The organism is Natrinema sp. LJW11, assembly GCF_056135975.1.
In genome coordinates, this window is the sequence record NZ_JBWBDM010000015.1 from 1 (window position 1) to 15,855 (window position 15,855).

General features: G+C 61.0%; 27 protein-coding genes. 20 read left to right on the forward strand and 7 right to left on the reverse strand.

What is annotated here, in order from left to right; translation table 11 throughout:
• Positions 1–863, reverse strand: an 863-nt coding sequence (locus AC0QDI_RS24785; protein WP_474672765.1) for a surface glycoprotein, incomplete at its 3' end; no start/stop codon positions are given.
• Positions 864–1,773: 910 nt separating this feature from the next.
• Here AC0QDI_RS24785 and AC0QDI_RS24790 point away from each other — a divergent pair.
• Entirely contained in the window at positions 1,774–2,112 is a 339-nt protein-coding gene (locus AC0QDI_RS24790) for a hypothetical protein (RefSeq protein ID WP_474672766.1), read from the forward strand.
• Positions 2,113–2,120: 8 nt separating this feature from the next.
• Here the strand turns inward: AC0QDI_RS24790 and AC0QDI_RS24795 are convergent, their stop codons facing one another.
• From AC0QDI_RS24795 to AC0QDI_RS24805, 3 genes are all read right to left on the reverse strand, one after another.
• The gene (locus AC0QDI_RS24795; protein ID WP_474672767.1) at positions 2,121–2,435 is read right to left on the reverse strand and encodes a hypothetical protein; all 315 of its coding nucleotides are present in this window, start codon (positions 2,433–2,435) and stop codon (positions 2,121–2,123) included.
• 104 nt (positions 2,436–2,539) lie between these two features.
• On the reverse strand, positions 2,540–3,193 hold the full coding sequence (locus tag AC0QDI_RS24800; protein WP_474672768.1) for a J domain-containing protein: 654 nt from the start codon (positions 3,191–3,193) through the stop codon (positions 2,540–2,542).
• Positions 3,186–3,668, reverse strand: a complete 483-nt coding sequence (locus AC0QDI_RS24805; RefSeq protein WP_474672769.1) for a winged helix-turn-helix domain-containing protein — start codon at positions 3,666–3,668, stop codon at positions 3,186–3,188. The genes AC0QDI_RS24800 and AC0QDI_RS24805 overlap by 8 nt, the downstream gene beginning before the upstream one ends.
• Positions 3,669–3,840: 172 nt before the next feature.
• On the opposite strand from AC0QDI_RS24805, the gene AC0QDI_RS24810 reads away from it, so the two are divergent.
• The 6 genes from AC0QDI_RS24810 to AC0QDI_RS24835 all read left to right on the forward strand — a co-directional run bounded on the left by AC0QDI_RS24810 (position 3,841) and on the right by AC0QDI_RS24835 (position 7,127).
• A complete protein-coding gene (locus AC0QDI_RS24810) occupies positions 3,841–4,239 on the forward strand; it encodes a hypothetical protein (RefSeq protein ID WP_474672770.1) in 399 nt (132 codons plus the stop codon).
• Position 4,240: 1 nt separating this feature from the next.
• Positions 4,241–4,903, forward strand: a complete 663-nt coding sequence (locus AC0QDI_RS24815; RefSeq protein ID WP_474672771.1) for a hypothetical protein — start codon at positions 4,241–4,243, stop codon at positions 4,901–4,903.
• Positions 4,903–5,502, forward strand: a complete 600-nt coding sequence (locus AC0QDI_RS24820; RefSeq protein ID WP_474672772.1) for a hypothetical protein — start codon at positions 4,903–4,905, stop codon at positions 5,500–5,502. Before AC0QDI_RS24815 ends, AC0QDI_RS24820 begins: the two co-directional genes overlap by 1 nt.
• A 111-nt stretch (positions 5,503–5,613) precedes the next feature.
• Positions 5,614–5,757 (forward strand): hypothetical protein, encoded by a 144-nt coding sequence (locus AC0QDI_RS24825; protein WP_474672773.1) that lies wholly within the window; start codon positions 5,614–5,616, stop codon positions 5,755–5,757.
• Positions 5,754–5,993: a hypothetical protein gene (locus tag AC0QDI_RS24830; protein ID WP_474672774.1), complete on the forward strand. Its 240-nt coding sequence runs from the start codon at positions 5,754–5,756 to the stop codon at positions 5,991–5,993. Before AC0QDI_RS24825 ends, AC0QDI_RS24830 begins: the two co-directional genes overlap by 4 nt.
• Positions 5,994–6,050: 57 nt before the next feature.
• On the forward strand, positions 6,051–7,127 hold the full coding sequence (locus AC0QDI_RS24835; protein WP_474672775.1) for a Cdc6/Cdc18 family protein: 1,077 nt from the start codon (positions 6,051–6,053) through the stop codon (positions 7,125–7,127).
• Here AC0QDI_RS24835 and AC0QDI_RS24840 read toward each other — a convergent pair whose 3' ends face one another.
• Positions 7,128–7,328 carry a ribbon-helix-helix domain-containing protein gene (locus AC0QDI_RS24840; protein ID WP_474672776.1) on the reverse strand — a complete coding sequence of 67 codons (201 nt, stop codon included), beginning with the start codon at positions 7,326–7,328 and terminating at the stop codon, positions 7,128–7,130.
• A gap of 98 nt (positions 7,329–7,426) precedes the next feature.
• Between AC0QDI_RS24840 and AC0QDI_RS24845 the strand changes: the two genes are divergently transcribed.
• The 11 genes from AC0QDI_RS24845 to AC0QDI_RS24895 all read left to right on the forward strand — a co-directional run bounded on the left by AC0QDI_RS24845 (position 7,427) and on the right by AC0QDI_RS24895 (position 12,163).
• Complete coding sequence (locus tag AC0QDI_RS24845; protein ID WP_474672777.1) at positions 7,427–7,630, forward strand: ribbon-helix-helix domain-containing protein; 204 nt, start codon at positions 7,427–7,429, stop codon at positions 7,628–7,630.
• 320 nt (positions 7,631–7,950) lie between these two features.
• Positions 7,951–8,175: a hypothetical protein gene (locus tag AC0QDI_RS24850; RefSeq protein WP_474672778.1), complete on the forward strand. Its 225-nt coding sequence runs from the start codon at positions 7,951–7,953 to the stop codon at positions 8,173–8,175.
• Positions 8,172–8,717, forward strand: a complete 546-nt coding sequence (locus tag AC0QDI_RS24855) for a hypothetical protein (protein ID WP_474672779.1) — start codon at positions 8,172–8,174, stop codon at positions 8,715–8,717. Before AC0QDI_RS24850 ends, AC0QDI_RS24855 begins: the two co-directional genes overlap by 4 nt.
• On the forward strand, positions 8,714–9,457 hold the full coding sequence (locus tag AC0QDI_RS24860) for a hypothetical protein (RefSeq protein WP_474672780.1): 744 nt from the start codon (positions 8,714–8,716) through the stop codon (positions 9,455–9,457). Before AC0QDI_RS24855 ends, AC0QDI_RS24860 begins: the two co-directional genes overlap by 4 nt.
• Positions 9,454–9,819: a hypothetical protein gene (locus AC0QDI_RS24865; protein ID WP_474672781.1), complete on the forward strand. Its 366-nt coding sequence runs from the start codon at positions 9,454–9,456 to the stop codon at positions 9,817–9,819. Before AC0QDI_RS24860 ends, AC0QDI_RS24865 begins: the two co-directional genes overlap by 4 nt.
• Complete coding sequence (locus AC0QDI_RS24870; RefSeq protein WP_474672782.1) at positions 9,809–9,955, forward strand: hypothetical protein; 147 nt, start codon at positions 9,809–9,811, stop codon at positions 9,953–9,955. Before AC0QDI_RS24865 ends, AC0QDI_RS24870 begins: the two co-directional genes overlap by 11 nt.
• On the forward strand, positions 9,955–10,974 hold the full coding sequence (locus AC0QDI_RS24875; RefSeq protein ID WP_474672783.1) for a hypothetical protein: 1,020 nt from the start codon (positions 9,955–9,957) through the stop codon (positions 10,972–10,974). Before AC0QDI_RS24870 ends, AC0QDI_RS24875 begins: the two co-directional genes overlap by 1 nt.
• On the forward strand, positions 10,967–11,185 hold the full coding sequence (locus tag AC0QDI_RS24880; protein WP_474672784.1) for a hypothetical protein: 219 nt from the start codon (positions 10,967–10,969) through the stop codon (positions 11,183–11,185). Before AC0QDI_RS24875 ends, AC0QDI_RS24880 begins: the two co-directional genes overlap by 8 nt.
• Entirely contained in the window at positions 11,182–11,715 is a 534-nt protein-coding gene (locus AC0QDI_RS24885) for a hypothetical protein (protein WP_474672785.1), read from the forward strand. Before AC0QDI_RS24880 ends, AC0QDI_RS24885 begins: the two co-directional genes overlap by 4 nt.
• A complete protein-coding gene (locus AC0QDI_RS24890) occupies positions 11,712–12,005 on the forward strand; it encodes a hypothetical protein (protein ID WP_474672786.1) in 294 nt (97 codons plus the stop codon). The genes AC0QDI_RS24885 and AC0QDI_RS24890 overlap by 4 nt, the downstream gene beginning before the upstream one ends.
• Positions 12,002–12,163 (forward strand): hypothetical protein, encoded by a 162-nt coding sequence (locus AC0QDI_RS24895; RefSeq protein ID WP_474672787.1) that lies wholly within the window; start codon positions 12,002–12,004, stop codon positions 12,161–12,163. Before AC0QDI_RS24890 ends, AC0QDI_RS24895 begins: the two co-directional genes overlap by 4 nt.
• 20 nt (positions 12,164–12,183) lie before the next feature.
• Here AC0QDI_RS24895 and AC0QDI_RS24900 read toward each other — a convergent pair whose 3' ends face one another.
• Together AC0QDI_RS24900 and AC0QDI_RS24905 are read right to left on the reverse strand one after the other, a co-directional pair.
• A complete protein-coding gene (locus tag AC0QDI_RS24900) occupies positions 12,184–13,395 on the reverse strand; it encodes a tyrosine-type recombinase/integrase (protein WP_474672788.1) in 1,212 nt (403 codons plus the stop codon).
• A gap of 330 nt (positions 13,396–13,725) precedes the next feature.
• Positions 13,726–14,346: a universal stress protein gene (locus tag AC0QDI_RS24905; protein WP_474672789.1), complete on the reverse strand. Its 621-nt coding sequence runs from the start codon at positions 14,344–14,346 to the stop codon at positions 13,726–13,728.
• Positions 14,347–14,473: 127 nt separating this feature from the next.
• Here AC0QDI_RS24905 and AC0QDI_RS24910 point away from each other — a divergent pair, with 127 nt between their 5' ends.
• Together AC0QDI_RS24910 and AC0QDI_RS24915 are read left to right on the forward strand one after the other, a co-directional pair.
• On the forward strand, positions 14,474–15,298 hold the full coding sequence (locus tag AC0QDI_RS24910) for a DUF6159 family protein (protein WP_474672790.1): 825 nt from the start codon (positions 14,474–14,476) through the stop codon (positions 15,296–15,298).
• 164 nt (positions 15,299–15,462) lie between these two features.
• Positions 15,463–15,780, forward strand: a complete 318-nt coding sequence (locus tag AC0QDI_RS24915) for a DUF5518 domain-containing protein (RefSeq protein ID WP_474672791.1) — start codon at positions 15,463–15,465, stop codon at positions 15,778–15,780.
• The last annotated feature ends 75 nt before the right edge of the window (positions 15,781–15,855 follow it).

A 15,855-nucleotide genomic window follows, 5' to 3' on the forward strand; every position in this document is an offset into this window, starting at 1 on the left:
CCTGTGAGCGTAATGTTACCGACGTCGGTACCCTCGTGCGAGAGCTCGAGGTACGCACTAGAGGTCGAGGAGAGTTCAAGATCGATCTCAACCTCGTCACCGGTGACGCCTTGGTAGGTCGTGTCGGTGAAATCGACACTTTTCTCTCCAGGCTGTTGGACGGTGATACTGGCAGTGTCCTCGGCCGTCGTGTCAGTCACGTCGAACGTGAAGTTGTAGTCGCCGAGGTTCTGGTCACTGCTGAAGGTTGCATTTGTATCCGTGTCAAGTCCGGTGAGCAGAACAGCGCCGTCGTCGTTCTCTTCACCGCTCTCCGCGGTAGGGAAGATCGCGCTGATTTCGCTCTCAGTGAGCGCTTCACCGTCGTATTCGCCAGTCACGGAGATGTTGACGTTACTGTCCGTACGAGCAATATCGCTCACGTCTTCGTACGTGAGTGTAGCGTTGTCACCTTGGGACACAGAAGCACTGGAGAACTCAGTGCTGATTTGGTGCTCGTTGACCCAGAAGGTTCCTGTCTTAGTGTCATTGGAACCGTGCTGAATGTAGTACCGACCTTCGCTAAGGTCGCTCGTGTCTAACATAGCAGTACTATTGCTTGTATCGACACGAAGGTTCTCAACAACGTCACCGTCCTGCATCAGGTCTGCAGGGGAGTTAACATTATTGATCTTTACCTGTTGACCGATCCAGGTGTTATTTCCGTCGATACTGCCAACGGTAAGTTCTGCGTCTACCTCGTCATTTGTTGCTGCCGCTGCCGCACCAGTAAAGGATACGGTCATGGCAACAACGGAGAGGACCATAAGCGCTGCCAGGACGACTGCACGTCCCTTTTTGCGATAGTCCGTTTCGCTTGTCATTATGTTTTTGTTATTGTCTTGTCTGCGTTAGTTAGCGCGCGATTCATCGGAAGGCGACCGTCCACGTGGTATCGACATCTCGTCGCATACCGACGGGCCTCCGGATAGGGGTATTAATATTAACTTACCACTCATGGCATAAGTTTTGTGTTCTATTACCCATCCCCATAACTGGTTTAACCCACTATGTATTTCACGGCCAACCCACGCGCACGGGTCAAATTAGCCAAGAACATCCGCTCTCCACACGGTCGTTGTCGGAAGAATAATGGTGATCCGGAAATACGCTATTAGCGTGGGATTACTACCCACGTAACGCCCAGATTGCGATATGGCGTTTCGCGCTGCCTGGGGAAAGCTACCGGGTAGGGACCGTAGTTTTTCTTCTCCCACGGCGCGTTTTCCAATCTCGAAGTGCTAACTCTATGGACCCAGGAGTCCCTATACTGCTGACTGGGCTCTGTATAGAAGTTCGCTCATCACAGAAACGCCGACAGGGGGATGTCAGCGTTGAGCCCCCATCCCTTCAGGTGGTGTGTCAATCAGGGGTGGGTCCGAGATCGAGTTTGACAATTTGGCCATTGACTTCACGTCGAAACGTGGTTCGATCTCGGAAGGCGAGGGACCGTATGTCTCGTGTCGGACGGATCTTGTCGGGCAACGACTAAATCCTCACCCCCGCCGTCTGTCCCTTGTGGTCATATTGTTATCAACTTATTGGCTTATTAATGCTGCCCAAAACAGTTAATGGTGATAGCTATAAACAATAGAATGCCTCCGCTCCCTCTCTCCCCCACCCCATCCGGAGGCACACTGCCAACCCATTCCCCCATCCCGTTTTCAATACGATATCGGAAGTATCGGAACCGGCCCGGCCAGTGCTAAGAGGGGCCGTGACCGTTTCCTGGGTATGCATGACTACGTTCGAAAACAGCGAGTCCTCCGATACGAACTCGGCCAGAGACTGCTGGAGCTCCGGGGCGGTGATGTCGAGGCGATGGTGCGGGCACTCTGTAAACAAGATGGTGTCTTCTGGACCGTCGTCGCAATCCGCGATCGCGGGCATGAGGCAGTGATCTACGCCCGCCGGTTCGACGGTCACGAGAATAGGCTTGGCGTCAATGAAATCGATCGCGATGGGGAGTTATCGTTTCAGGAATGGCTTTGGAAAGGGGACGAGGACCGACTCGAGGACTGGCTCGAGGAGCATCGCGACGAACTGGACTGGATGCACCACGAGTGGCGGTGAAATAGGATCTACTCTAATGGTCCTTCTTCCCAGAACCGCCCATGGAACTCTTGAGTCGAGTGGTCGTCTCGCATACCATCAAGTTCATCCATATCATCCGGCCAGCTTATATCGAACGAGAGGTACTCTTCATCAGTCAGCCGGTCACTTGTCCATAGATCATGGAGATCCTCCGGTTGTATTGCCTCTGGGACCTTCTCCAACCTCTCTTCAAGGATATCGAGATAAGCCTCTGGATGGAGTTTCCCCTTCCTCATCAGATCAAGGAAAAACTGGGAACCTGGGACCTGCATCGCGTGGTATGGTTCGTCGTCGCTGCTCATGCGGAGAAGTATACGAGATATTCACATAATATTACCGGGAGAATTTGACGAACAGTATCAGGGAGCTTGCTGCTTGAGCGTTCCTCGCGACCGCTGAATTCCTATTAGTCAAGCATCGCTTCTTTCGCCTTCTGAATCTTCTTGTACTCCTCGACGTCGGGATCGTCACTGTCAGGGTGGACGTTCGCCGACTTCCGGCGGGCGACCGCTGTGACGACGTCGGCGGGAGCGTCCGGCGCGACGTCCAGGATCTTGTGGGGCTCCTCGTCGAGTTCATCTTCGCTTGAGGCCGGCGGCGCCGCGATCGCCTCTTCGTCTGCTGGGGGCAGCCGCGCAGTCTCGACCGTGTCGGCGGCGGTCTGCACACCGCAGCGCTCGGCGAGGCGCTGCCGTCTCGCCCAGAGTGCGATCGCGCGGGCGTTCTCGCGCTGGGTTTTCCAGCAGTCACAGGAGACGGCAAACTCGTGGTCGGCGGCCTCACCCTCACGTCGGAAGTAGGCCGCGACGCCGACGTCGTCGGGCTTGTCGTGCTGGTGGGGGATGTTCGGCCGGTCGACGTAGTGCTGCGAGGCCGTCTCGATCCGGACGCTTCCCTCGGTGGCTTCCCACTGTTCGAGCTCGTCAACGATCGACTGGAACGACTCTTTGCGCGTAGGCGTGAGATCGCCCGGGTAGGAGTCGCGGTCAGCTGAGTCGGTGCGATCGTGGCCTCGAGGCCAGTCGATGGTTCGTTCGTCGGTGGACTGGGCGCTACTCATTGAGCTCTTCCTCCAGTTCTTTAGCGTACTCGAGCAAGTGTTTCGCTTCCCCTAAGGCGCCGAGAATCTCTTCTATTGTGAGATTATATTCCGGCGTCTCGACAACTACTGTTTCCCATGTCAGTCCGTCGGCTAGCTCGTCGCACTCCTGAAGTACATCAAGGGAATACTCGAGCCGATCCACGTCATAGGTAGTAACCGGCCCGAGCTTTTCCCAGTCAAGGTCATCACCGATTTTCTTGTACCCTTCCGATCTCCGCGGATCGTCCACGAGTTCGTAGACACCGCGACCGACGTTCCCAACATAATCCGCGGCTTCGAGTAGCTTCAGCCGTTGGCTGATGTACTGCCGGGAGACATCGAGTTCGTCCGCGAGGTTCGACGGGACGTTTCGGCCGTCGTGCAACGCATCGAGGATCTTGTTGTCGATCTCCTTCCGGTCAAGGCCCATCGGGCCATGGTTTTCCGCCGCCATAGTTGACTGTTGTCTTTACTCTTGTAAATAAATTACTACTGTATGCGACTACGTAATTGACGACAGTAAACTATAAGTGGATATGGGGTGTACTATAGGGTGAGCACGGGATGCCTCGGAAAATCTGAGGCCGGCGGTGCAACGCCGACCTCCCGTGCCTCGTGAAAGGCAAATGGCAGCTACACCCCGAACGGATGAAACCGTTTCGACTGACGCACAGGCACAGATTGACGACGTCGTCCTCGAGCGCCGCTCGTGGAACTACGGCTACGTCGGCGAAGACACGAAAGGCCGTCACCACCACGTCGACCGCAAACTCGAGCGGATCGTCGTGACGAAGTCCCGAGCCGACCGTGACGACTCCGGTGCGGTGCCGGTGTTCTCGCTGCGGGCCCCGATCCTGCACACGGAGGGAATCCTGCTCGGATCGATGGGCGAGGGCGGTGACGATCTCCGGCGCTGGATCGCGTTCATCGACCAGGAGGTCGGCGACGAAGGCGAGAGTGGCTGGGCCGAGCGCCCAGTCTCGGCAGCTGACCAGGCGAAGGACGTCCTCGAGGAGGTGCTGTAAGATGTCCGCGAGTCACCAGCACCAGAGCCTCCGAGGCGATCAACTCGAGCGCGAGGCCCAGGAAGACATCCGCCAGGGCGAGATCGCCGAGGCAGTCGCCGGGCCCGAGGTGCGGTGCGACGGCAGCGGCGAGGAGTCGAACAGTCACGCAGCGCGTGTGAACGAACAACTGCGGATGGCGGAGGAGACCGACATGACCGACGACACTGACATCCAGACCGGCGACGTTTGCATCGATCTCGCACAGGGACGACCCGTTCACGTACTCAACGACACGGGGCTGACGGCTGCGGAGTGGTCTGAGGAGAACAACTACGAACTCGCCGAGAACTACGGCAACGAACGACTCGGGACGACAGCTGACGATCGCGTCTTCGACGTCGCCTACTGTTCAAACATCAAGAGCGAGCCCAACAAGGACTACGCCTTCCCGGAGAGCCGGCTGGCCCGCGTCGAGACCGAGAAGGCCGACGGTGGCCGGCCGGTCGCCGATCGCGTTCGCGTCCAGGTACTCGAGGAGCTGTTCACCCGCGCCGCCGAAGACGACCAGGGCGCGGTCGACGTCCTCGAGGCGTACGCGGTCGACACTGGACTCGATGCTGACGTCGTCGACGAAGCGCGCGAGCTCGCCGAAGTCGAGACGGTGATCGGAGGTGGCGAGTGATGTCGACCGGCGCTGACGACTCCGATGTCGCAGGTTGCCTCAAGGGAGAGACCGTCGACGGAACGCCACTGCCACGGTCGTTCCTCGTCGAGGCGTCGGGTCCCGCGACGATCGTCCGCGATCGTGGCGACATCACCGAGCGTACCGAGGGCACGGTCGAGATCTCCCACCGCATCGAGACGCTCGAGGAGTTCGGCGAGTTCTGGGCGCTGCGGAGCAAGCGCCACCCGGAACGGACGGCAGTCAACAAGCTTCTCAACGCCCAGGAAGAGGGCATGGGTGCACGATACGGTCAGGTCGGCGAGTGGGATGTCGTCATCGACGGCCACGTCCAGGCGTTCTTCGGGGTCGCAGAGGCGATCGTCGGATTCGATGGTGACATCGAGGACTTCGACGCACCGAACCAACGATTCCTCGGTCGGGTCCTGAACAACATCGGTCACGACGTCGATACGCTCGTCGCCGACTTCGCCCAAGACCTGATATCGTCCGGCCTCTGGGGGCCCGGTGCACGGCTCGCCGGGCTCGCGGTCAAGCACGGGGACCGGGAAGATCTCGAGAGCGACGTCGAGGCACTGCTCGAGGAGGTCGAGGAGTGATGGCGGCCAGCGGTGACACGGTCGAGATGCGAGTCGAGTTCCAGCGGCCGTTGACCGACGAGAAGGTCGCCGAGCGCTGCCGGGCGATCGCCGAGTTCCTGGAGGACGACGATGAGTGAGGAAGTCCTCGACGAGGACTGCGACGACTGCGGGACGGCGCTGATCCGGATCAGCGAAGACGACGTCGCGAACAGCCACAACTGCCCGGTCGTGACGTGCCCCAGCTGCCTGACGACCGTCCGGAGGGAACGATGAGCGTCCAGACGGCAAACCTCGAGGCGGCTACCGAGGCCGTCCCATCGCACCCGACTGTTCGCGACGCCCGGCTCGTCGATCGGCGTGATCACGGCGGTCGGCGCGTCCTCGAGATCGTGCTGGGCCCGGACGTCGACCGCGTCCCGCCGGGCGTGTTGCGGGCGCTGGCCGATGCCGACTGCGGGGTTTCGACAGTCCAGTCCCAGGGCACGTTCCTGGTCGCGATCGCCGAGTAGCGCTTTCGGAAACGAGGCGGGGTACTACTTTTACATCTGTCCGCGAATCACACTGTTATGATTTCGAGAACGGACGTGTTTACGGATTCGTGGCCCCCCACCGAGCTCCCGAATCGGAACGACGAGCTCGAACATCTTTCGCGACGGCTCGGGCCGACGACCCACGGATTCGAAGGCGAAGACGTCCTCATCTACGGCTCGAGCGGTGTCGGGAAAACCGCCACCACTCGCCATTTTCTCACGCGGAAGCTGCCGGCCTACTCCGACTCTGCGTGGGCGGAAATCCACTGTGGCGACAAGACGCGGAACATGCTCCTCAAGGAGGCCGCAGCGGAGCATCCTGACGACGTCACCGTCCAGTTGAACTGGAAACCGAGTCGGTTGAAAGCAGCGCTCGAACGCGTCGTCGACGGCGAGCCATATATTCTCGTCCTCGACGAGGCCGACTCGATCGCCGATCACGAGATCCTCGCCGATTTAGCTGATATCGAGGGTATCTCCGTCATCGTTATCACCCACGATCGCACCGAGTGGTTGGGGAAGCTCAACAACGCCGTCATCGGAAACTTCGGTATCGATTCGACGATTCAATTCGCTCCATATAGCAAAGACGAGCTGGTCGAGATCCTCGAGCCACGGGTCAGGGAGGGGCTGAACTACGACGCGTTCAGCAGTGACCAACTCGAGCGGATCGCGAAGGTGACCGACGGCGTTGCGCGGTACGGGATCAAAGCGGTGTGGGCCGCTGCGGAGATCGCGACGGAGCGCGGTAACGACACGGTCACTGATACCGATATCGACGACTGTTTTCAGCGCGCGAAGGTGAAAATGCGCGAGGCGAATCTGAAGAGTCTGTCATACAGCCACCGCGTGATTTACGAGTTGGCACGCCGGCTCGGTCCGACGGTCGATAAGTCGGTACTGGAGAACGCGTACAACGTCCACTGCGAGGAGATCTACGCCGATCGTCACCGTGATCCCGTCGGGTGGCGGCAGGTGCGGAACTATCTGGAGAAGCTCGAGAAATACGATCTGATCGAACGGAAGGGGACGACGAGGGACCGGCGGTACACGGTGACCGATCCCGGCCTCGAGGCGAGCGTCGATCTCGATTTCGTGTTTCTGGCAGCGTAGTTAGTCAGCTGTCGCCGTCGCTGTCGAACTCGATGTCGAGTTTCCCTCTGCCCATTCCCCCATGAGGTGTCGGATAACCTCACTTCTCGATGCATCTCGGTCAATTTCACCATCGGCCTTCATCTGCCAGACTTTATCGTCGAAATCTTCGACAAGGTCCTCTGGTGCGTAGATGCTGACCGTCTTCATGTCCTCGCTCATATAGTAGACAATTAGACTAGTAGTTTATAAACCTAGGTCTGTTGTTCGTCCAATTGGCACCACAAGCTATTAGTCCAATAGGCCAATAGAGATAGATGATGGCTGAGACGAGCATTTACCTCGACGAGGATTTGAAGGCTGACCTCGACGAGATCGCGCACGAGCGTAGTGAGCCCGGCGATCGGGTTAGCCGCTCTGCGATCATTCAAGAGGCGGCTGAAGAATACGTCGACCGCCATCGTTCTGAAGAAGATCTCGGCGAGAGCGACGGCGATGTCGGAGGAGCACAGGCTACGAACTAAACGGAAATGAGCCGGGCGTCATCAGCGCCCGACTCGGCAGAAGTCCCAGGTACGCATGATCCACGACACGACGTTCGGATATCGTAATGCGGCGGCTACAGCAGCCAGCGCTGCTGGTAGCAGTCGGTTACCGATGCTCGCCCTTTCGGAAATGAGGCGGGGTACTTTTAGTGCGTCTTGGGGCCAACAACAGAATCAGTTACTCGCGGCCACGGCCGGAGCGCGCACCACAGGCCAACGCGATAGCGCGCCCCGGCTGTCCGCGGGTTCCAGACGACAACCATCCGGGGCTGGAATGTGCCCCGGGTACGACTGAAACCATGTACTCAGACGACAACCATACAGAAGACGATAACGGATCGAATAACACGCAGCCAACCCCCGCAAACTATCTCCAGTCCGTCCTCGGGCGGCTGACCGGCGAACCGCCGCGCGTTCAGAGTGCGGTCGACGTCCACGGCCGCTACTGGCTTCAGGACCGAGAGAACCCAGACGAGGCCTACCTCTGGTCGCGTCACACGGTCGACGTGGAGGCGGTTCGATGACGATCGTCTGCCAGCACTGTGGCGGCGAGATCCCCGACCGGATCACCTTCGATGAAACCGACCTCGAGGACGACGAGGAGGTCATGAAACACTCCCACCCCGCAGAGGACGGTATCGGGGTCGTCACCGACTACTACTGCAACGGCAGCTGCGCCGCAGCGGAGCTCGATCGCCGGCCAGCCGAACAGCGCCTCGAGGCGATCTCTGAAGAGATCCGCGAGCGCGATTCTCTCGGGGAGGCTGCGTGGTGGGGCGACCTCGGCTACCACACGTTCTTCAACCCGAACCGGACCGACTACGGGATCGGGATGATGACGGCGACGACCATTGCCTTCCAAGAGACGGTCGAAGAGATGTTCCTCGAGGCAGACATCGTCGACGATCATCACGGCGAGGTCACACCCGAGACGGTCGCCGCCGAAGCTGAGAGTCAACTGGACCAGTTCATCGGCCAGTTCCGGTTCTTCGAGCTGTACGCGGAGAACCTCGAGGAAGTGCTTCGTGATGCTCGTGAGAAGTACGACGGAGTGGGTTGGTCATGATCGACGGCAAACTCGCCTTCCTGACCGAGACCGTCGACGAGCCGCTCGCGAACTACCACGACACGCATCGCGCGCTCCACGTCGAGTCGGCGGTCAGCTACCTCGATGACGAGCTCACCGTCCAACGCGGGACGGTCGCCGGCCGCGTTCCGAAAGAGGAGGAGATCGTCTCGATGGACGGCCACGTGGTCGAGATCGACCGCGAGACGCGAACCCGGACGGTCGCCTCCGACTTTATCGCCGACGTCACCGGCGGCGGGTGGATCGTCGCCGAGCGCACGCACACGGCCCGCGACCAGGACGACCATCTCGAGGTCGACTGGCCGTTCACGGAGTTCGTCAAGCGCACCGGCGTCGAGATCGATCACGTCGGACTGTCGCCAGCGGAGTTCGTCCGGAACCAGCGCGATGCCGATCGCGACTACACGATCGAGATGGCGTCGCGCGAGTTCAACGGTGACGATATCTCGATCCAGTGGGGCCAGGGTGCGATGCAGAAGGACGCGATCAAGTCCGACGTCGGCGTCGCGCTGACGACGCTCTGGCGCGGCGAGTTCGTCCGCCTCGTCGTCTACGGCTCCGGCTACTTCGCGGTGTGGGAGCCCGAGGAGATGTCGGTCGAGCAGTTCGCTCGGTTCGTCGACGAAGAGATCGTCCCGATCGCGTACGCCCTCGAGGACGAAGAAGAGGAAGACGAGGCCGAACAGCAGACGCTCGAGTCCGAGCGGGTGGAAGCATGACCCTTGTCGAGAAACTCCACATCGAGGAGTCGGGATACCGCCTCGAGGTCACGAAAATCGTCTCTGCGATCAGCGACGACGGCGGAATTTACGGCCGACAACTCGGTGACCTCAGCAGTGAGGCAAAAGATCGCGTGGGCGATCATGAGTGGTTCGCGGACGACGTGTTTCATGGCGCGATCTACGGCGAGATCGTCCAGTACAGCAACGCCGATGCCGCTCAGGTCTGCAACTACGAGCTCGAATCCGACTACCAAGACGCGCTCGAGACGATGGCTCAAGAAGCGATGACCGCAGACGCGATCAACGAGCTTCGGGATCATGTCGAGCAGATGGACCGAGGTGGTCGTGATGTCTGCTGAAGAGTTCCGGGCGACGGTTGAAACTGCCCTCGGTGCGGCGATTGCCAGCGGCGCTGATCTAGACGAAGTCGAAGAAGTCCTCGAGGACGCACAGGCGAGCGTCGGGGATGTTCGCATGGCTCGAGGTGAGGCCTGATGGTTTGTCCTCGCTGCGAGACTGCGAACCATCCCGTCGACGAATGCCCAGAACGGCACGAAGAGTACCACGGACTCCCGTCAGACAACTTCGACAGCAATACGGGGATCGTCTGTTGGGTCCAGGCCGTCGACGAGACGTGGCATGCCTCGATGTACTTCGAGGACACCCGGCACGCCGCGGCCTGCGGTGAGTGCTTCGAGACGCCGGTCGCGGATGTCCGCGACGACCCGCGTCGGCTCGCGGACGCTCACACCTGCGAGGACTGCGAGGCGTACCTCAAGGCCGATGATGACGAGACGGTCCCCGACGGCGGTGAGTTCGCACCGGCGAGCGAGCTGCGGGCCGACGGCGGCCTTCCTGCCTGGGCCGAACGTACCGAGGACGAGATCCGGTGTGCTGTCTGTGGGAACCAAGCCTCGACGGCTGCCGAGATCGATCATGACTGCATCTACCAGAACGATCTGGTTGCCGACGGTGGTGAGGTCGACGTCTATCAGTGGGTGCTCGAGAACGTCCACGAGTACCCCGCAGGAACCGACTCCCGCTGGGGCTCTCGTGGCAACCTCGTCCATCAGGGACGGAAGCTCGACGGCGTCACCAAAGAGGACGTCCAGATGGCGATCGCCCGCGCGGTCGAAAACGAGGACCTCCTCTCGTGGCACGGGCTGCTGGCCCGCGCCGAGATCGACCGGCTTCGAGAGATCACCCGCGTCGAGCACGAAGAGCACGATATCACCCGCGGGATCCTCGTCGGGAAGTGCAACAAGCTCATCGCGACGAAGAAGCAGGAGCAGGCCGACGAGCCCGCCGAGCGCGAGGTCGCGACTGATGGGGGCGTCGATCGGTCCTCGAGCGGTACTGGCTACGAGGAGCATCCGACACCCGAGTGCGATTCCTGCGGATCGCGGAAGACACGCCCGCTCGACGAAGACGTCGCAGTCTGCTTCGACTGTGACAACGAGTGGTTCTACGACGAGGACTACTCGGACTTCTGGGAGGGTGGTAGCCATGTCTGAGAGCGCTACCGACCGATTCGACGATGTCCTCCAGAGCGTCCGGATGCATCATGCTGCGTTCGAGATGTACCTCGCCGGCTACCGTAAGAGGATTCAGGACGAGAAAGAGCAGCCGAGTAGTCTTCGAGACGTTTCAGAGTTCGAGAGCCACCTTCGGGACAACTTCGAACGGAAGTGGTGCGACGTAAGGCCAGGAGGTGAGCGGCGATGACGGGCGGCTCGTACCGAATCCACTGCGACGACTGCGAGGAAGAGATCCCCGCATCGGCGAAGTTCTGCCCTCGCTGCGGCGAACGACAGCCGTGGTTCACCGACGACGAGGAGCCCGACGGCAACCTCGAGGAAGTCTTCCGTCGCGAGACGATCACCGAGGCCGGCGACGGCGGCCTCCTGGTCGGCGAGCACGAGGTCGTCGATCGCGTCGACGATGTCTGCTCCGAGCTCGAGGCGCTCCGCGACGAGGTCGACAACCCGGACGCCCAGGCGGCGCTGCGCTCCGCGATCGGCAACGTCTGGAGTGCGTCAGTGATCCAGCGCCTCGACGAGAACAGCGATATCCGGATGGTCGCCGACACAGGACGCGGGACCACGTCCGTCCGCGGGCCCGTCGCAGACGATTTCACACGCGAGCGGGGTGAGGGTGATCGCGCCCAGCTGACCACAACCGGCTGGGTCGCCTTCATTGGCGTCTGTATGCTCGTCCTCGGGACCGCGTTCGCGATGGTGGTGATGATCCCATGAGCGCCGACGCCAAACGCAACGGCGGCCTCATCTGGATCTCCGAGCACGTTCAGGAGGATCGCTGGCCGCAGCGCTCGGGGATGTCCGACTACGACCTGAAGCGAGTCTGGTGGGACGCCGAGCCGGTCGGCTACCCCAGCGCTCGCGGGCCATCGACGATCGCCCGCTACCACGCCGAGACGGATCTCGTCCTCTTGGCCAAGAACGGGACACTGACGACCTGTATCCCCCTGTCGAACCGCCCTGACGAAGAACAGCAGTACGTCCGCTCACAGGTGAGCAACCGATGAGTCAGAGTAAAACACCCCCAACCGACGACGATAGCGACCCATGGGCAGAGCTTGCCGAACACGAAGACACGCTCGAGATGTTGATCGAGGAAGACGTTCCGATGGCCGAAGACGCCGAGATCCTCCTCGAGCGCCTCGAAGAGGAGGGATACCGATGAAAGATATAGCTGGTAGTAGTTTATCCGTCGAGCAACGAACTTCGGACGTCGGGATCGTCGAGGACGTCGGCCAGTTCGAGGACCTGCTTGGCCTTTTCCGGGGGGAGATCAGCGAGCGATTCGGCCTCCCGGTCACTGGCGTCGTCGAGCTCGGCCGCAGCTTGAGGATCCATCGCCTGGCCGCACCAGACACACAGCGGTTCGTCGCGGGGCGTTTCGCGACCACACCGCGTACACTCGAGCGGGGCGATCGAGTCGGCCTCCTCTTCGGAGACGTCGATCCCATGGAGTCGGGCGAGCTCGCGATCGCTGTCTTCGCTGAACACGGAGATGTAGCGGGCGGCGACGCGGCTTCCACGGACCCAGCCGTGATGCTCCTCGATGTGGGCCTGGTTCAGGTTCCTCGAGGCGAGAAAGGCAGCGCTGGACTTCCGGAAGTTCGTGAGCGTGACGGGCTTCGAGACGCCAGCGCGCTCAGCGACCTCGTCGAAGACCTTCGAGACCATCCGATCAGAGATCGGCTCGGGCGTAGTGATCTTCGACCAGAGCGGTGCATCGGGATCGTCGCGATCGGGATGTGCGTCGAGCCAGCGGTGGACGTGCGGGACCGACGGGATCAGCATGACCGTCCGACGTCCTTGCTTCCCTTCGACGGTGACCTGGAGGCCGTGATCGTGATCTTGGACGTCGCCGACGTCGAGGTCCTTGAACTCGCCTCCGCGGAGACCGGCGTCGAACTGCAGGGAGATCATGGCCGCGTCGCGTGCGTTGTAGCACTCGTCGAGCATCGGCCCGATATGTTCCTCCCACTGGAGCATGTTCCGGGGGTCGGGCGTCGGATCGTAGTTGTTCGACGTGCCGGTGGGGATCCACTCGATCGACTCGGGCGGATCCTCGCCGTCGGTGACGCGCTTCGCGAAGACGCGGATAGCGCTCCGGTAGTCCCGGTTCGTCTCCTCGTTATCGTAGCGGCGGTTGATCCAGGCGACGATCGTCTCTGCGGCGTCGCGTTCCTCGAGGGCGGTCGCGATCGTGTCGCCGTCGAGTTCCTCGGCCATGATGGTGCAGTGCCTGAGCAGTTTCTCGTGTCGGTGATCGGAGTAGGACTGAGCCAGGAGATCGAGGCGGTCGCTGAACTCGAGGAGAAGTTCTCGGTCGGCGTCAGCGATCTCGTCGCCGCCTTGGATTCGCTCGCGGAGACTGTCGATTCGGTCACGTGGTGTCGACGCCATGAACACTCAGAAGAAGGAGACTGTCATAAAACCACGGCTTTGAACCTCGGGTTGGCAGCCCTGCCCTGGCTTGCATCCTCCATTTCGAAGCTCCCTCCCTACTGGTAGTGGCAGCTCTCGCGTTCGGAGAACGGTGATACTTCGAACTCGAGATTCAACGGTCAGTCTCCCAGCGGCTAACCGTGATCCCGTCGGGGATGTTCGCCTCAGGTGTGTCGGCTATCGTCACTGAGCGATAGCGCTCAGGTGCTTGAGACAAAATCCGGGCTAACTGCGTTGAGGCATCGTCGCGGAACGAGCGCCTGTGCACTCAACTACGCGTTATATTTCCTACTCGGTGTCGGTTCCCTCGGCGACCCGGGATTCGCTCGTCACGGCGTCGACGTGGACGTGAACCGGTCCCGCCTCGGTCTCGAGGGGGACGATCCAGGAGGCGCTGGTTCGGTGTGGATCCTCCGAGACGCTGACCCCGTCGTAGCCCTCCTGTTCGGCGGTCTTTCGGGCGATCCGTGCGGCTTCGTCGGCGTCTTCGATCCGTATCTCGTCGTTCAGGCGAACGGTGACGACCGGGACGTCGGCCATTCTGACGATCCGTTCGGTGACGCTGCCGACGAGCACCCGGTCGAGTCCGGTTCGGCCCTGCGTTCCCATAACGATCATGTCGATACCGTGATCGTCGGCGTACCCGAGGATCGCTTCGTGGGGGACTCCCTGCTCGACCGCCGTCACGACGTCGACGCCCTCCCGCGTCGCTTCGGCCTCGATCCGCTCGACCGCCCGCTCCGCGGCGGGGATCGCTTCGTCGGTCTGGAGCGTCCCCAGCGGCCCCTCAGGGACGACCGACAGCGCGTGAATCGTCGCGTCGAATCGCTCCGCGATCGCCAGTCCGTGCGTGAGCGACCGACGGGTGCCGTCGCTCCCGTCCGTCGGAACGAGGATGTCCTGATACATCGATACCGCGAGGCTAGGTAACGCGGCCGTAAATACCCTCGTCGCTCTCCGTCCGGCCTCGAGGGCTCGGCCCTACGGCAGTCAACTGAGCGACAGGAATATATATTCCGAAAGAGTAGTTGTGAATATGTCAGGACGATTCCGACGCGCGGTTACGGTCACCGACGCCAGCCTCGACGTGTTTCGGGAGCGGCCTCGGCTCGCGGTCCTTCCGCTGTTGAGTCTCGTGGTCGTCGGAAGTGCGTATGCAGTCGGCGGCGTCGCGGTACTCCACTACGGACTCGTCGATGCGATGTTCACGAACCGGCTCGTCAAGTACGGCGTCATCTTCGCCGGCCTCGCCGTCTCCTCGAGCGTCGGCATCTTCTTCAACGCCGCGGTGGTCCACTGTGCGACCCGACAGTTCGCCGGCGAGGAGGCAACCGTCCGCGACGGGCTGGCCGCCGCGTGGGCGGTCCGCGGTCGGATCGCGAAGTGGGGGCTGCTGTCCGCGACTGTCGGTACCCTCCTCTCCGTCCTGTCCGAGAACGTTCCCGGTGTCGGGACGCTCACCCGGTCGATCCTCGACCTGACGTGGGGCCTTCTGACGTTTTTCGTCGTCCCGGTGATCGTCACTGACCGGACCGATACGCTCCGGTCGGATCTGCGACGGAGCGGGGACGCCTTCGCCCGAACGTGGGGCGAGAGCGTGACCGTGACGTTCGGCATCGGGCTGGCGCTACTTCCGGTCGCGCTCGTCGGCATCGGCCTCCTCGCCGCCGCGTACCTGTCTGCGACGGGCGTTGCCGCATTTCTCATGGGCGCGATCGGTGGACTGCTCCTCGTCGCCGCAATCGTCGTCACCCAGGTCCTCGGCATGATCGTTCGCGCCGCCCTCTACCAGTATGCGACCACCGGCGAACCGGTCGGTCCGCTCGAGGCCTTCTCGCCGGACGACATCTTCTCGGAGTGACCGGCGGCACCTCGTCAGGCCGTGTGTTTATAAAATATGATTCACAGAATACGGTATTTGACATCTGAATCGCCATTTAGCGGGCGATTCCCAGCCCCGTCTTCTGTGACGCCTTGGTCTGTTTATTTATAAATATAGTAGGAGTAAATTACAATATTGGTGCAGTGTTTGCCCCATCTGCACCATCAGCTGGATCCGGCCAAATCGTCGGAGGGTTCGTTGCTGGCTTCCTTCAGAGCGGGACACGCCGAGACGCTTTGAAAGCCGGTGGGTATGCCGGCGGACTACCGATTCTCGTTCTGGGCCCACTGGCCCTTATTCTTCGCATCGGTACTCAATCGGTTGCTCTCCCGCTAGGGTCTATCGCTCTCCAATACGTATTCGGGTTCCTACTCGTCTATCCGTTTATGATCGGCATGGGTTCGCTCTTCGGCGGTATAGGGGGCTTCGTTGGACAGTGGCTATCGAAGAAACGCTCGTGAAGCAGACCGGAATCGTCCGCTCTTCGTATTCTTTCCTAGTCTATCTGATGGTGAATCTCACCGTCAGTAGAACCA

Coding starts and splice junctions, on each gene's coding strand:
- AC0QDI_RS24790 (WP_474672766.1), top strand. CDS start 1,774: ATGCATGACTACGTTCGAAAACAGCGAGTCCTCCGATACGAACTCGGC.
- AC0QDI_RS24795 (WP_474672767.1), bottom strand. CDS start 2,435: ATGAGCAGCGACGACGAACCATACCACGCGATGCAGGTCCCAGGTTCC.
- AC0QDI_RS24800 (WP_474672768.1), bottom strand. CDS start 3,193: ATGAGTAGCGCCCAGTCCACCGACGAACGAACCATCGACTGGCCTCGA.
- AC0QDI_RS24805 (WP_474672769.1), bottom strand. CDS start 3,668: ATGGCGGCGGAAAACCATGGCCCGATGGGCCTTGACCGGAAGGAGATC.
- AC0QDI_RS24810 (WP_474672770.1), top strand. CDS start 3,841: ATGGCAGCTACACCCCGAACGGATGAAACCGTTTCGACTGACGCACAG.
- AC0QDI_RS24815 (WP_474672771.1), top strand. CDS start 4,241: ATGTCCGCGAGTCACCAGCACCAGAGCCTCCGAGGCGATCAACTCGAG.
- AC0QDI_RS24820 (WP_474672772.1), top strand. CDS start 4,903: ATGTCGACCGGCGCTGACGACTCCGATGTCGCAGGTTGCCTCAAGGGA.
- AC0QDI_RS24825 (WP_474672773.1), top strand. CDS start 5,614: ATGAGTGAGGAAGTCCTCGACGAGGACTGCGACGACTGCGGGACGGCG.
- AC0QDI_RS24830 (WP_474672774.1), top strand. CDS start 5,754: ATGAGCGTCCAGACGGCAAACCTCGAGGCGGCTACCGAGGCCGTCCCA.
- AC0QDI_RS24835 (WP_474672775.1), top strand. CDS start 6,051: ATGATTTCGAGAACGGACGTGTTTACGGATTCGTGGCCCCCCACCGAG.
- AC0QDI_RS24840 (WP_474672776.1), bottom strand. CDS start 7,328: ATGAGCGAGGACATGAAGACGGTCAGCATCTACGCACCAGAGGACCTT.
- AC0QDI_RS24845 (WP_474672777.1), top strand. CDS start 7,427: ATGGCTGAGACGAGCATTTACCTCGACGAGGATTTGAAGGCTGACCTC.
- AC0QDI_RS24850 (WP_474672778.1), top strand. CDS start 7,951: ATGTACTCAGACGACAACCATACAGAAGACGATAACGGATCGAATAAC.
- AC0QDI_RS24855 (WP_474672779.1), top strand. CDS start 8,172: ATGACGATCGTCTGCCAGCACTGTGGCGGCGAGATCCCCGACCGGATC.
- AC0QDI_RS24860 (WP_474672780.1), top strand. CDS start 8,714: ATGATCGACGGCAAACTCGCCTTCCTGACCGAGACCGTCGACGAGCCG.
- AC0QDI_RS24865 (WP_474672781.1), top strand. CDS start 9,454: ATGACCCTTGTCGAGAAACTCCACATCGAGGAGTCGGGATACCGCCTC.
- AC0QDI_RS24870 (WP_474672782.1), top strand. CDS start 9,809: ATGTCTGCTGAAGAGTTCCGGGCGACGGTTGAAACTGCCCTCGGTGCG.
- AC0QDI_RS24875 (WP_474672783.1), top strand. CDS start 9,955: ATGGTTTGTCCTCGCTGCGAGACTGCGAACCATCCCGTCGACGAATGC.
- AC0QDI_RS24880 (WP_474672784.1), top strand. CDS start 10,967: ATGTCTGAGAGCGCTACCGACCGATTCGACGATGTCCTCCAGAGCGTC.
- AC0QDI_RS24885 (WP_474672785.1), top strand. CDS start 11,182: ATGACGGGCGGCTCGTACCGAATCCACTGCGACGACTGCGAGGAAGAG.
- AC0QDI_RS24890 (WP_474672786.1), top strand. CDS start 11,712: ATGAGCGCCGACGCCAAACGCAACGGCGGCCTCATCTGGATCTCCGAG.
- AC0QDI_RS24895 (WP_474672787.1), top strand. CDS start 12,002: ATGAGTCAGAGTAAAACACCCCCAACCGACGACGATAGCGACCCATGG.
- AC0QDI_RS24900 (WP_474672788.1), bottom strand. CDS start 13,395: ATGGCGTCGACACCACGTGACCGAATCGACAGTCTCCGCGAGCGAATC.
- AC0QDI_RS24905 (WP_474672789.1), bottom strand. CDS start 14,346: ATGTATCAGGACATCCTCGTTCCGACGGACGGGAGCGACGGCACCCGT.
- AC0QDI_RS24910 (WP_474672790.1), top strand. CDS start 14,474: ATGTCAGGACGATTCCGACGCGCGGTTACGGTCACCGACGCCAGCCTC.